Consider the following 14,366-nt stretch of genomic DNA (forward strand, 5'->3'; position numbering starts at 1 on the left):
ACTATTTGTAGTATTTTCGCTTGCCTTCCTTGAATCTAAATTATATTGAACCGACTATATTTAAGTGCATTAAAGATGAAATTAGTGAAATAAAGCTATTAAATAAAGTTTTGGCATCGTTTCTTACTTGATGCCTTTGGTCAAATAAGCCAGCCCTTGGTTTATTTGACCCTTTTTTATAAGAGACGCAAAAACATCTTTGACATCATAAGAGGATTTGATGAACCACCATGCTTTATTAAAAACCACTACTACAGCTAGTATGATTGCAGTGTTGCTGACGATAACGACTGGCTGTGTCACCGCACCTGGTTATAATGCTTACGGCGACCTTTACGAAAATGTTTATAAAGACAGTAAGGTCTACAAAAAGCACAAGAAGACCATCAACTCCATTGATAAAGAGCTTTATCAGCCTGCTATCGAGCAAAGGGCTGCGAATAAAGTCAGCAATATGGGTTATCGAGTCAAAGACGTCAAATACAAAAAGGGTGACAGTAAAATAAAAGTAAAAGCCAAAAGCGGCAGTGAAGATTACAAAATCGAGCTTGGCTATCCGAGTTATAACGTGATTAAGATCAAAGAGGACTGATAGCTAACCCTAAAAGTCTAATACCTCAATCACATCATAGGCAGGTGTTTCATAAGGATGCGCCTGCTTTAACGCCTCGACGACCCGTTTAATATCAGCATCAGCCGCTACCATTTCTACCCGCCATTCCTCAACGGTTTCCAGTCGATCATGTGCTCCAATATTTGGATTACTGCCTGCCAGTGGCCTAAATTGCCCTATTCCCTGCACTTGCCAACAGCACTGTTCATAATTGCCAATCGTCCCAGCGCCCGCCGAAAATAAAGCGGACTTTACCTGCTCTAATGCTGTATCTGGAATAAAAACCGTCAGTTTATACATGTATTACTTCCTTCCAGTCTATTTAGAAAAACAGCCATCAACTATCAATCTTACTATTTTTTGGATAACGAAGGATGGTCAGTCCAAATGTAGCGCAATAACCACTCTTTTGCCTCGCCCGCATAATCAATGCCAATCCGTGGACGCACCGATACTGGTGGCTTACAACCGTCTTCTTCTACCCAAACGGCTGATGCTGGATGAATAGATTTGCCATACAAGTCACGGTCGATTTGTAAACGCTTGGTCAGCTTACCGGGACCAGCGAACTGCTTGGGATGAATCAGTTGTTGGTCTAAGCTCAATAATTGCTCATCTCGCAGGCGATCACTATCTTCTGCTAAAAACCCTGCGCGTATCAGCACCGACTCAGGGGAGTCGATAGCACCACTGATTAAATTGAGCATATGATGGACGCCATAAGTTAAATATACATAAAAAACGCCACCTTGCTCATACATGATTTCAGTGCGCGGCGTTCGATTGCCAGCATGTGAATGACAAGCGGGATCGCCCACACCGATGTAAGCTTCAGTTTCTGAGATGCGCATACGCAATATTTTAGTCGTGCCATCCGTATCTAACAGCTTTCTACACAGCACTTTACCTATTAAGTCAGCAGCGACCACACAGGTTGGTCGAGTAAACCATGATGGCTCTAAAATAGTAGGCTCAGTGTCAGTAGTAGATGGTTTTGAAGACGGCATACCATAAGCCTTATTTTTGTATGTATCTTTATTATAAGAACAGTAGTCTCACAAGTCGTGCAAATTGTATAAGATTTCAGTAATTTTTTGCATAAAAAAACTGAGCACATGGCTCAGTTTTTTTTACGCTAAAGATTGACCTGCAGTGCAGTGCCAATCAAACATCTAGCTTAATGGCACACCAATACGGTTAGCCACTTCTTCATAAGCTTCAATGACATCGCCTAATGATTGACGGAAGCGGTCTTTATCCAGCTTCTTCTTAGTCGTCTTGTCCCAAATACGGCAGCCATCTGGTGAAAACTCATCCCCTAAGACGATACGGTCATGGAACACACCAAATTCTAGTTTGAAATCAACCAGTATCAAATCACCTGCTTCGAATAACGCATTTAACACTTCATTTACTTGATGAGTCAGCTCTTCCATTCTTGCCAGTTGTGCTTCGGTTGCCCAGCCAAGAGACACAGCAAGTGACTCATTGACCATTGGATCACCCAGCGCATCATCTTTATAAAACAGCTCATAAGTAGGTGGCGTCAATGCTTGCCCTTCTTCTAAGCCTAAACGACGCACCAAACTGCCCGCAGCAAAGTTACGCACCACGCACTCAACCGGAATCATATCCAAACGCTTGACCAATACTTCATCTTCAGACAATTGCTTTTCAAAATGCGTTTCGATACCAGCATCAGCCAGTTTTTGCATGATGAAAGCATTAAAACGATTATTGACGACGCCTTTGCGGGCTAACTGTTCAATACGCTTGCCATCAAGCGCTGAAGTATCATCACGGAAATGTAGAATCAAAAGATCATTATCTTCAGTTTCATAGACAGATTTGGCTTTGCCTTTATACAGCAGTTGTTGCTTTTGCATTATGGGAATTCCTGTTCGTTCAAGCTTATGTGGTAAAAACGCGCAGCGACCGCTGATTTTTGTATGACAGAATGAATAATATTTACATTAATCACTGTAAAATGTCAGCGGTATAAATAAGGGAATAGCTTTAATTCGAAGGACTACTGACAGCGCGCTCAGGCTTCGGTAGCTGGTACTGATTACCTGATTCGTTCTGTAATTTCAGCGTATTTGCACCAGCATTAGGAGTTGCATACAAAGGTACAAAAGGCGCTGGTTCTTTGTTAGCAGGCAGCTCTATTGGCACAAGCTTCTTGCTTTGCTGATATTCTAAGCTACCATTGTCACGCTTACCAAGTAAGTTTTTAGCACTTTGGCAACCGCTCAATACTAAAGTACTTCCCAATATTAAGGTCAGCAGCGCAGGGAATATTTTTGCAGTCGGTGATGATGTTTTCATCATATTATCTCTCTGAGTTAGCATTTACACGCATCATTTTATAATAAGTTCGCACGCACCAAGGCTTCATCAATAGTGGCATGATGTTGTTCAGCCAACCATACCAAAGGCAGACGAATACCAGTATCTATCATACCCATTTTATGAAGCGCATATTTTGCTGGGATAGGACTTGACTCAATAAATAAGTCACGGTGTAAATGCTTGACCACATCATGGACTTTATGAGCCGCATCAAAATCACCACGAAGCGCCGCTGTAAAAGTCTCGCTCATCGCTTTTGGGGCGACGTTGGCGGTGACTGAGATATTACCTTTACCACCGAATTGCATCAAATCAAGCGCCGTACCGTCATCGCCAGAGAGCACGACGATTCTATCGCCCACTGCTTTGATCAATTGCTCACCGCGAGCGATAGAGCCTGTGGCATCTTTAATCGCAACGATATTATCGATATCAGCCAGACGTTCTACGGTCTCTTGTGCAATATCAACGACCGTACGTCCTGGCACATTATAAAGCATCTGCGGGATATTCACCGCGCGCGCGATAGCCTTATAATGTTGGTATAAGCCTTCTTGTGGCGGCTTGTTATAATAAGGCGCAACCAATAGCGCACAATCTGCACCAGCGTCGGCAGCATCTTGGGTCAGCTTAATGGCTTCCATCGTATTATTGGCACCTGTGCCAGCAATCACTGGTACACGACCTTTGACATGCTGAACAAAGTAGCGAATAACATCGCTGTGCTCTTGCATAGATAGGGTCGCTGACTCGCCAGTAGTACCAACGGCAACGAGGCAATGTGTGCCTTGCTCAATCTGCCAATCTATGAGATCCGCCAGACGTTTATAATCGACCGTGCCGTCAGGATGCATGGGCGTTACCAAGGCTACCATTGAGCCTTGTAGTCGGGTTTTGATCTCGTCGTATGCTGTGCTCATAACCGTGCCTTACTGTATTATCCTAGCTTTTTTCAAAGCTGTCACATGATAGGTCGTTGGCAAGTGTCAATGATTACGTCTACGCCTGTACTCATATTGTGTACATTCATAGGCGCCATTGGCAATATCTTGCTTGATATTAATGCTGAGTATTTTTTATGATCAATCTTTTTCTATGATAAAAGCGTTCGCAATATAGATGCTAAAAATCGTCTTGGCCTTATTTTTGCCAATGACCGACAACGCTTATTTAATACTAAAAATAGAATAATAAAAACGCCTGCTAGTGTAGCATATTTTGATTTGACCGCTATCAATCAATTAACGTTCAATCAATTGAATTGCTGACATGCCGTTACAACCTACAAACCAACAGCCTTATTATTCAACTCTCAGTTTAGCGCAATGAATCAGCGCTGATAAGTCTTTTGAGTCATGTTAACGAATCGTCAACACATCGATAGTGGGGCGATACAAGCGAAAAGGCAACCCTCGTGTACCAATACCGCTACTGACAAATATCTGCGCACTGCCATGTTGGTATAAACCCCGCTGCTTACCCATGCGGCTATTATTCAACAGGGTTGACTGCTCGCTACTACGTGCGATATTTTTTTGTTTTTGTGCCAACCATATATTTTTTTGAATCGCCTTTGCTGCACCAGTAATCAATAGTGGTCGTGGCTGTAAGGATTTTGGCAAATCGCTAATACTATCAAATCGTGAAGCCAAGATGATGACGGGCTTCGTGGTATTAGCAATTTCAGCACCAAGCGCGGCTTTATCAGACGCATTTGCCTCTTCAATATCAGCAAACTGTTTAGGAACATCTTGCCAGCCGCAAAGCACGGCGACGGTTGGGCTATTTTCCAAATTTTGCTGTCTAAAACCCTCTTTATTATTTTTAGAATAACTCGCACTGGGCATTACTGGAAGCGCATTAGTAGCCCTAGTACATTTAAGTGGCAGCGAGGTACACTGTTGACCAATATAGCTGATATCAAGCACATCAAAGGCACTGGACAACGTATCTTCTAATAGCGGCTGTCCTTGCTTAGTCGTATTAATCGATTGATAACGCAAGTCAGAGGTACTCATCACTGTATAAATAGGCTTATTAACCCCTTTAAACAACATGAGCTGACCCACTAAATCAGCACTTGGGTAATACAACCAGTCGCCCGTAATTAGCACCGCATCTGCTGGTAACGCATTGATGGTAGCAACCAGTTTACGGATATGACGCGGCTTGCCGCTATACAAGCCTATGCGTAAATCAGCCAATACGGCAACCGTCAGCGGTGTGGATAAATCTAAGTCGATTGCATGATGATCTAAACGTAAACGATTGGGTTGTATCACCACGGTATAAAAATAGAACCCCATTGCAAATACGGCCACTAGCACGAGTGTCAGTGATAGCTGCGGCAGTATCGGCAACATTTCTTGCGACCAACCTATCACCAACAGCAAAGCCCAAACGGGCATAGTATAGGAAGCATAATAGAGTGCCAACTTCAACCAAATACGCATAAAACGTTTGGTAGGATTGGCATTGAACGTTTGTAATCCTGACCACAGTATAATATACGCAAGCAATACTGCTACCGTAGAGATACTTAGGATATAAAGAGCATGGTCAGTCATAATTACCTGATGGTTACGAGAGAGTATGAGCCTAGCAACTGGCTTACCCTATATTAGAACGTATAGAGCGATAAATAAATCGCTCCATGAATAAGTTAGTGACAATGTTAGATTATTTTAAGTCATGGGTAAAAAAATCAGCCATTATAGGGGTCGAGCTGTATCATAGACAAGTAGAATTATTGACGCGCCTGTTATGCCATGCTCAATTGCTGCCCCGACTACCCATTACTCCTACCAAGTTATCAAAGCTATCAAGGCTTACTCAATACGTAAACCAATAATCGCGGGAATACCTTGGCGGATAATTTCAATGGTCACTACACCCTTTTTGGGCAATGAGGAGATAGCGCTTGAAAAATCCGTGACCTTTTTAATTGGCTTTTGGTGAAAATTGGTAATCACATCACCTGCCAATAGACCTGAGCGCGCCGCCAATCCCGTTGGGTCAACTGTGGTAACCAAAATGCCAGTTTTATTGTCCACGGCGATTTCTGCTTGCTCATCGGCAGTCAAGTTACGTAAACGCAAGCCTAACTGCACCTCATCATTCTGCTGATCGCCGCCTTGTGCTCTCACATCATTAGGCGCATAAGTAAGCTTGCCGCTGATGGTCATCTGCTGACCATTACGCTGAATCTGTGCGCGGAAGCTATCGCTCGGTTTGGCACGATTGAGCAGGTTTAATAAATCTGAGGCGCGCATAATTTGCACATCATTATATTGCAAAATGATATCGCCAGGTTTTAAACCAGCTTTTTGTGCTGGTGAGTCTGGTGATACCCTGGTCAATAGTGCACCTTGAGGACGATCTAGATTATAAGCTTCCGCTAAATTTCGATCGATGTCTTGCGGATAAATACCTAAATAAGCACGTACCACTTCGCCATCGGTTTTTAGCTGCTCGTAAATATCCATCGCCGCATCAATCGGAATGGAAAACGACAGACCCATGTAACCACCTGTACCACTAAAGATACGCGAATTAATACCAATCACTTCACCGCGCTGATTAAATAGTGGACCGCCTGAGTTACCAGGGTTCAATGCCACGTCTGTTTGGATAAATGGCACGCTGGTATCGCGTGAAAAACTGCGTGATTTAGCACTGACAATGCCCGCCGATGCTGAGTAATCAAAACCAAATGGCGAACCAATGGCTAGCACTGGTTCCCCTACTTTCAGAGCATTTGAGTCGCCGATAGGCAAAGCGGGAAATTGGTTGCCCGAGACTTTTAGCACTGCCACATCAGAGCGCTCATCACTACCAACCAAGGTTGCATCAAGCTCCGTTCTATCGTTAAGAGTAACAGTGATTTTATCAGCGCCCTCCACCACATGATGGTTGGTTAGCATATAACCATCGGCGGTGACAAAAAAGGCCGTGCCATAAGCATGCTCAATTGCTGGCGTGGCAGCCTGATCAGGAATACGTAAACGATCACCAAAGAACTGCCGCAACAATTCGGCTGTTTGGGCTTGGGCAAGCTCAGCCTCGCTGACGGTCTTGGTGACATTTACGCGGGCAACGGCTGGGGTAACTTGCTGTACTAATTCAGAAAAATCCGCCGTGGTGACGACAGCTTGAGCGCTCGCCATGGCGGTGGCAGTGACGCCAGCAACCATCGAGGTACTGACAGCAAGCACCAGCGCACTACGTTTTAACCAATGCGGCACATAAAACTTAGATTGCGATGTAAGCGTATTGATAGGCATGTTGTCCTCCATATAAGTAATCGTTGTTATTTTTAATGGTTATGTTTTGGCTAGTGACGTGTATACGATGTTTTAATTTTAACCAAGTCCGTATATGACAAACGTTGCATCGGCACTGAATGTTATGGCGGCCAACCTTTTTAGTCGCCATCTAGTCGTTTATTAGATTACTGTTTTTTATACCCTTATGCCATCGACCATTCACCTTTCCTTATATAAACACCCCAAAACAATGATAATCCTCGCTAGGTGCATGATAAAGACGGCTACTGTATGATAAGTCATCGTGCTGCTTTGTCATTATCCCGATCATGTAGGATAACCCAAGGCGCGATTATTTGACCCAGTTATTGTATAGTTTTAACGCTGCCTACTGATATCGTGCTAGATACGGCCTTGCTCAGCATGAAATAAAAGCATGTTATGATAGCAAGCCAAATAACTTTTCAAGCAAACTAAAGTCTATAAATAATCGTTATTGACTATTTTTTTATAAAGCTGGCTATTATCACCCTTATTTTTCATCTTTTGCATCACTAGAATAATGCGATGGTCGATTCAAGATAAATGGATAAAGAAAGTCGCGTGACAGTACTATCAATAATAGACTGAGCGAGCTTGATGCCATATACGATTTATATAAGATTAACGATTTTTTCTAGCAATGCTTTTGTCTTTACTACTCTATAGTAGTTATATCATATCTGGCTCATGTTGTGATTCATGATGGATACCATTGTCGTCGCTTACGTTTTATAGAGATGTGTCTCTATAGCGAGTAGCGTCAACTTATTACTATACTACTGGCAGCCGTTACTCTAAAAAAGCGGTTGATAGCTATAAAATACGACAAGATTATAAAAGGATCAATTTATGGATACCGCCCTATTATTATCTGGCGTGGTTGGGATTGGCATTGCTGCCCAATGGTTGGCTTGGTATTTAAAGCAACCGTCCATTTTATTTTTATTACTGATTGGCATTATCGTGGGCCCAGTGCTGGGAGTCTTCGATCCTGACTTGGTGCTGGGAGAGCTGATGTTTCCCTTCATCTCTTTGGGCGTGGCGATTATCCTATTTGAAGGCTCGCTGACGTTAGAGTTTGACGAGATTAAACAGCATGGCACCGTGGTGCAAATGCTGGTGTCGGTCGGTGTACTTATCACCATTGCTATCGTGGCGTTATCGACTTATCTCTTATTCGATGTCGATCCACTGATTGCTTTGCTGTTCGGTGCGCTCGTGTGCGTAACGGGTCCAACGGTGATTATGCCGCTATTACGTAGTGTGCGTCCCAATAAGACGATCTCTAATATCCTCAAATGGGAAGGTATCATCATTGACCCAATCGGCGCTATTGCCGTGGTTTTGGTCTATGAATACATCATCTCAGGCGGCGAAGCCAGCAGTATCTTATTGTTTGCCAAAATCGTGGTATTAGCGACAGCGATGGGTATGGCAGGCGCTTGGCTGCTTGCCTTCTTGATGCGTCGGCATATGATTCCTGAATTTTTACGCAATGTCTTTACGCTCGCCTTTGTCTTGGTATTATTTTCAGTATCGAACCATTTAGAGCATGAGTCTGGGCTATTGACAGTCACCGTGTTGGGCGTGGCATTGGCGAATTGGCCAAAATTCCCACGCGATACGATTTTAGAGTTCAATGAATCTTTAACCATCCTTCTTATCTCTGTGCTGTTTATTATCCTTGCAGCACGTGTAGAGCTGGAAAGCTTACTTAGCGTTGGTTTCGCAGGTCTGGTGTTACTTGCTATCGTCATGTTTGTGGCGCGACCCTTATCCGTTTGGGCATCGTCTATTGGCTCAAACTTAAAGACCAATGAAAAGCTGATGATTAGTTGGATTGGGCCACGTGGTATCGTCGCTGCAGCCATCTCATCACTGTTTGCTATTCGTCTGCAAGAGTATGATATTCAAGGTGTTGAGCTGCTCGTGCCCTTAGTATTTATGGTCATTATTGGCACGGTTATGATTCAGGGCTTGGGGGCGAAAATAGTCGGCAACTTGCTGGGCGTCCGTGAGCCTGAGACCAATGGTATTCTTATCGTCGGCTCAAATCCCATTGCGCTTTTGGTAGCAACTTCTCTAAAAGATCAGGGCTTTGATGTCATCGTCGCACACAACAACTATACCAATATTGCCCGCGCACGAATGAGCGGTCTGCGTACTTATTTTGGCAATCCTATCTCTGATCATGCCGATCATCATCTTGACCTGATCGGTATCGGTCGGCTGTTTGCCATGAGTATGGACAAAGAGATGAATACCTTGTCTGAAATTCATTATCGTCATGAATTTGGTGAGCGCAAATTGTACCGTCTCAAGTTCAGCGACGAAAAGGTCAAAAGCGAGCGCGATGATAAGCAAGGCAACTTCCACTCGCAGTGGCTGTTTGGCAAAGATGTCACTTATACCAAGCTTGCCAGTATGCTGTCGAAAAAAGCCCGTATCAAGATTACCAACATCACTGACAGCTACAGCTTTGAGCAATACAAAGCCGACAACAAGCAATTCGTGCCGCTGTATACAATCGACAAAGAAGGCAAGCTACACGTCATTACCGACAAGTTTGATGGCATCGTGCCACGCGATCGCAAGCTCATCTCACTGGTAGTGGAAGATGAAGTACAGCCAAAACCTGTCGACGTGACACCTAAACAAGAGCAGGCGCGACTGGCAGCTGATGCTAACTTTGAGTCCAGCTCAAAAGCGCCTGAAAAGCGTAAAGAAAAAGAGCTGAGCGATGATAATGTTGATGCAACAGAACAATCCACTGCCACTGATAGCGAAAGCGCTAAAGAAATAATCGCTGAGCAGGCAATCGCTGAGCAAAATGCACATACTGAGGTATCAAACCATTCGAGCAGCAATGCTAAAACTAAAATCACGCCAGACACCTTGAATGACAAAGTAATAACGTCAAAAGATGAGTCTGTTGACGTCGTTAATAAAGGCGTCATGTCAGCCAACTCGACAGCGACTTCGAAGGCAATTCCTAAAAATAAGGTGTCTAGCAACAGTAATACGAATGGTAATGGCAACGCACCTAAAACTAAGAAGGGCGCGCTTGATCCAAATCGTCTACCCGATTCTGGTCAAGATAATACAACCAATGCAAGCTCTGATGTCGATATCACTAAAGACAACATCAACAAAGGCAATATTCAGGAAATTTCAAATAATAAAGCGGTGAATAAACAGGATAAATAATCGTTGCCACAGCTTTGTTTTAACACAGTTTTGACAATATCTTGATGACTGTTTTGATACTTTATAGAATATAACAGTTTATGAAACACAAAAGCCCCAACGCAATGTTGGGGCTTTTTATTTGGCTAGGTGATGGCTTTATAAAATCCGTTACGAAACATCAAATCTGCCTTGTACCGCCTGCCATACTCGCGCGCTCACCTCATCGGCGCTGCCTGATGCGTCAATGCGCTGTATCCGTTCGGGGTGCTGAGTCGCCAGCGTGTTAAAGCCTTTATGCACCCAAGTAAAAAATTCGGTCGCTTGCTGCTCAAATCTATCAGCGGCGCTACGTTTATTAGCGCGTGCCATGCCTTCTAATACGGGCAAATCCAGCCACAATGTCAGCTCAGGTAGTTGCGGCACAAACTGCTCGATAAGCGATTCAATTTTGGCTCGTACCACCGCATCGCCATGTGCCCGCCCAAAGCCCTGATAAGCAATGGTAGAATCGGTAAAACGATCGCATATTACCCACGTCCCACGTTGTAACGCTGGCAAAATCACTTGCTGCATATGGTCGCAGCGCGCCGCAAATAGTAGCAATAGCTCTGTATCATCATTGATGTCGGTCGCAGGGTCCAATAATATAGCGCGCAAACGTTCTGCAAACGGGCTACCACCCGGCTCACGGGTACGCAGATACGCAATATTGTTATCGTCTAAGCGTGTGCACAGCTGCTCAATGGCAGTCGTTTTGCCTACGCCCTCAGTACCTTCAAAACTGATAAAGCGCCCTTGATTGAGTGCGATATCATTGATGTCATTGCTTGCTTTGGGCTGACTTGTTTTGGGCTGACTTGCTTGCGACTGGACTGTTTGAGATACATGGTTTTGTATAGATGCTGACATGATATGACCTTATGTCATTGATGAGCGTTATGTCTTTATGTAGACAGTTGCATAACGCTCAGTTCACGATAGGTTTTGAGAAAAGATAGAGGATTAAATTACTGCGGCGGGGTTTGTGATTTTTTCTCACGCATGACGCCGAGATATTCTTTTACCGCTTGATTGTGCGCCGCCAAGCTATTGGTAAATTTGTGCCCGCCATTACCCGTCGCTACAAAGTACAATGCATCACTATCTGCTGGGTGCAAGGTCGCTTCGATAGAGGCAGCAGATGGTAGCGCGATAGGTGTTGGCGGTAGGCCATCAATTTGATAGGTGTTATAAGCCGTTTTTTCATCAATGTCTTTACGGCGAATGTTGCCTTCATAGCGACTGCCCATACCATAGATGATGGTCGGATCGGTCTGCATTCGCATGCCTTTATCTAAACGATTTCTAAACACCGCAGAGACCAAAGGACGCTCTTCTGCCACACTGGTTTCTTTTTCGATAATAGAGGCCATCACTAACGCCTCATAAGGCGTCTTATAAGGCAAATTGGGCGCACGATTTTCCCACGCTTCAGTCAATACTTGCTGTTGACGCTTATATAAATCGGTCAGTACCTGCTTATCAGTGCTACCTTCCCCATAATAATAAGTGTCAGGGGCAAACCAGCCTTCAAGATTGTGATTGACGATAGGGTCGTTACTATTGATCACTTCATTTGGCAATATACCGACCAAATCCAACGCTTGAGCAATACCAGCATTGTCTCTATCATTGCCACTATCGTCGGTCAGCACCTCTTTTTTGATGCCTTTATTTTCCCTTAATGTTTGATATAAATCTTTAGAGGTTTTGCCTTCAATGATTTGCACCTTTACCATCGATGCTTTTACCCCTTGTCCAAGTATATGTAGCGTTTCAGCAAAGGTCGGGTTTTCTGGTAATTGATAAATACCAGCATGTAAGGGGCCATCGACTTGTGTTTTCATATAGAGCTTGGCAATCGTGGCAGAAAACAGTGGGATTTGCTGTTGCCACTGCGGCAGTAGGCCGTAATAGCTCTGACCCTGCTCAATGGTGACCATTTGCTTTGGCTGCTCAATCCGCCCAAACAATGTCTGATAGACCATCACTAAGAAAAACGCAGCGATAAGCCCCAGCACTAGCAACACTTGATAACCACGCTGCATAAAGAACGATTGATTATCCGCTTTATATTCGCGTGGCTTAGCCGCTCCACTGATGAGTGACACATCTGTCGCTGGCGTTTCCTCTACCCCATCAACTGCTGGTTGCGTGTCCGGTAGTGTGTTATCGACACGCTCCTCAACACTGCTATCTGGTTTATTCGATGGCGTTTCATTAGGACGTTCAGGAGGCGTTTCAGATGTAGGCTTGCTCATGGCAACTCGCGAGGCAGAAGTTTGCTAGAATTTAGCACTGAACCGTGCGATTTTCAATGGTATTTGCTTAGCTTATCAATTATCTTGGTATTTACGCCTGCTAATATGGGCTAATATTTCTACCTTCTTTTGTTGTTTTTCCTTTTCTTTAATAACGAAAACTGGTTATGAACCTACATTTTAATCAAAATCTTGCCAAAAATTACAAGTCGCCTAGTCAAATCATTAGAGTACTCAGTGAAGATTGGGTTGCTAAGCAAAGTTACTGCCCTAGTTGCAATACCGAGCCATTGGCGGAATTTACTAACAATCAGCCTGTCGCTGACTTTTATTGTGCAAATTGTAATGAGCAATATGAGCTAAAAAGTAAGCAAGCAAAGTTAAGCAACATTATCAATGACGGCGCTTATGACACCATGATTGAGCGTATCAGTAGCGACAATAATCCTAACTTTTTCTTTTTAACCTATTCTCAAGAATATAGCGTTAACAACTTCCTGATTATTCCTAAGCATTTTTTTAAGCCTGATATGATTGTCAAACGTAAGCCTTTATCAGTCACTGCTAAACGTGCCGGTTGGGTTGGTTGCAATATTGATTTGCGACAAGTGCCCGAATCAGGGAAAGTATTTTTGGTTAAAAACCAGCAAGTCATACCACGCGATAATGTCACCGAGCAATTTCAAAAAACCTTGTTTTTACGCGCGCAATCTACGACTTCACGTGGTTGGACGTTAGATGTTTGGCAATGTATCGATAGACTAGAAGACAGCTTTTCTCTCAATCAAGTTTATGCTTTTGCTGATAAATTACAGCGTAAACATCCTGAAAATAATCACATTAAAGATAAAATTCGTCAGCAATTACAAGTATTACGCGATAGAGGTATTATTGAATTTACTGGTCGTGGGCAATATCAAAAACTATATTAAGTTTGATTATCATCCCAAAGTGGCAAATAGGCGCTTGCCACCAATCTTTGATAAAACTTGTGCGGAGGATAATCCATCTCCAACTCATCATTTACTTTAAAAAAGGTGTCCATATTATCCCTAATACATTTAGAAGACTTATTTCTTACGTGCTTATTCCAGCCTATTAATAATCCTAGTGGCGTACGAGAAGCCTTGGTAAAAGCTTGACTTTCTACTGTGAGCGCACACATGACAGGTTCATCATGAGGTATTTTATCCACGCCTTGTTCTATGACTTCTTGGCGTATATGCGCATACTTAAATACCCCACCAAATGCTGTATACTTTTTATCTTTCTTAGAATAAACAATATTGAATGCTATCTTCGAATAACCGGCTAAGTGAACGACTTCATCAGGATATTTTTTTGCTTTATGACATATCTCATTAAATAGCATTAATCGGCGGATTTGTAGCGGAATTCGTTTTTCTTCATAGGTAGTACGCATTTTTATCTCCTGCTAAATAATCTTTAATCAGATACGATTGATTTCTACGTATTTTAAATTAGGGGCTGTCCTAGATAACTAGTTCAAACCCTGTTTAACCCATTGTTTTAATTGTAGTAATTGCGACTTTGGGTCACTGTGATTAAAACGCCACTCACATTCCTTTAAATAGAGGTGAAAAT

The 14,366-nt window shown here is 43.2% G+C and carries 13 protein-coding genes and 1 pseudogene; 3 read left to right on the forward strand and 11 right to left on the reverse strand.

Annotated features, from left to right (window positions below; all coding sequences use genetic code 11):
- Positions 1–220: 220 nt before the first annotated feature.
- Complete coding sequence (locus JMW94_RS10300; RefSeq protein WP_201604341.1) at positions 221–592, forward strand: hypothetical protein; 372 nt, start codon at positions 221–223, stop codon at positions 590–592.
- 9 nt (positions 593–601) lie between these two features.
- On the opposite strand, the gene JMW94_RS10305 is transcribed toward JMW94_RS10300, so the two are convergent.
- The 7 genes from JMW94_RS10305 to JMW94_RS10335 all read right to left on the reverse strand — a co-directional run bounded on the left by JMW94_RS10305 (position 602) and on the right by JMW94_RS10335 (position 7,158).
- Positions 602–913, reverse strand: a complete 312-nt coding sequence (locus tag JMW94_RS10305; RefSeq protein ID WP_201604342.1) for a YqfO family protein — start codon at positions 911–913, stop codon at positions 602–604.
- A 53-nt stretch (positions 914–966) separates the two neighbouring features.
- Positions 967–1,620 carry a DNA-3-methyladenine glycosylase gene (locus JMW94_RS10310; RefSeq protein WP_201604343.1) on the reverse strand — a complete coding sequence of 218 codons (654 nt, stop codon included), beginning with the start codon at positions 1,618–1,620 and terminating at the stop codon, positions 967–969.
- Between the two features lie 165 nt (positions 1,621–1,785).
- Positions 1,786–2,499, reverse strand: a complete 714-nt coding sequence (gene purC / locus JMW94_RS10315; protein WP_060490251.1) for a phosphoribosylaminoimidazolesuccinocarboxamide synthase — start codon at positions 2,497–2,499, stop codon at positions 1,786–1,788.
- Positions 2,500–2,629: 130 nt separating this feature from the next.
- The gene (locus JMW94_RS10320; RefSeq protein WP_227685480.1) at positions 2,630–2,944 is read right to left on the reverse strand and encodes a hypothetical protein; all 315 of its coding nucleotides are present in this window, start codon (positions 2,942–2,944) and stop codon (positions 2,630–2,632) included.
- 35 nt (positions 2,945–2,979) lie between these two features.
- Positions 2,980–3,885: a 4-hydroxy-tetrahydrodipicolinate synthase gene (gene dapA / locus JMW94_RS10325; protein WP_060490249.1), complete on the reverse strand. Its 906-nt coding sequence runs from the start codon at positions 3,883–3,885 to the stop codon at positions 2,980–2,982.
- 438 nt (positions 3,886–4,323) lie between these two features.
- Positions 4,324–5,532, reverse strand: coding sequence for a hypothetical protein (locus tag JMW94_RS10330; protein ID WP_201604344.1), 1,209 nt, complete (start codon positions 5,530–5,532; stop codon positions 4,324–4,326).
- 261 nt (positions 5,533–5,793) lie between these two features.
- Positions 5,794–7,158 (reverse strand): Do family serine endopeptidase, encoded by a 1,365-nt coding sequence (locus JMW94_RS10335; RefSeq protein ID WP_413786194.1) that lies wholly within the window; start codon positions 7,156–7,158, stop codon positions 5,794–5,796.
- 963 nt (positions 7,159–8,121) lie between these two features.
- Between JMW94_RS10335 and JMW94_RS10340 the strand changes: the two genes are divergently transcribed.
- The gene (locus JMW94_RS10340; RefSeq protein WP_227685481.1) at positions 8,122–10,479 is read left to right on the forward strand and encodes a cation:proton antiporter; all 2,358 of its coding nucleotides are present in this window, start codon (positions 8,122–8,124) and stop codon (positions 10,477–10,479) included.
- A gap of 150 nt (positions 10,480–10,629) precedes the next feature.
- Here the strand turns inward: JMW94_RS10340 and tmk are convergent, their stop codons facing one another.
- Together tmk and mltG are read right to left on the reverse strand one after the other, a co-directional pair.
- Entirely contained in the window at positions 10,630–11,370 is a 741-nt protein-coding gene (tmk, locus tag JMW94_RS10345) for a dTMP kinase (protein ID WP_201604346.1), read from the reverse strand.
- A gap of 98 nt (positions 11,371–11,468) precedes the next feature.
- The gene (gene mltG, locus JMW94_RS10350; protein WP_198330900.1) at positions 11,469–12,761 is read right to left on the reverse strand and encodes an endolytic transglycosylase MltG; all 1,293 of its coding nucleotides are present in this window, start codon (positions 12,759–12,761) and stop codon (positions 11,469–11,471) included.
- A gap of 167 nt (positions 12,762–12,928) precedes the next feature.
- Between mltG and JMW94_RS10355 the strand changes: the two genes are divergently transcribed.
- Positions 12,929–13,693, forward strand: coding sequence for a DpnI domain-containing protein (locus tag JMW94_RS10355; RefSeq protein WP_198330901.1), 765 nt, complete (start codon positions 12,929–12,931; stop codon positions 13,691–13,693).
- On the opposite strand, the gene JMW94_RS10360 is transcribed toward JMW94_RS10355, so the two are convergent.
- Together JMW94_RS10360 and JMW94_RS10365 are read right to left on the reverse strand one after the other, a co-directional pair.
- Complete coding sequence (locus JMW94_RS10360; protein ID WP_087813850.1) at positions 13,690–14,184, reverse strand: hypothetical protein; 495 nt, start codon at positions 14,182–14,184, stop codon at positions 13,690–13,692. The genes JMW94_RS10355 and JMW94_RS10360 overlap by 4 nt on opposite strands.
- Positions 14,185–14,262: 78 nt before the next feature.
- A pseudogene (locus tag JMW94_RS10365) lies at positions 14,263–14,366 on the reverse strand (IS1595 family transposase); the annotation flags it as partial.

It is taken from the genome of Psychrobacter immobilis (assembly GCF_904846185.1).
Classification (GTDB): domain Bacteria; phylum Pseudomonadota; class Gammaproteobacteria; order Pseudomonadales; family Moraxellaceae; genus Psychrobacter; species Psychrobacter immobilis_B.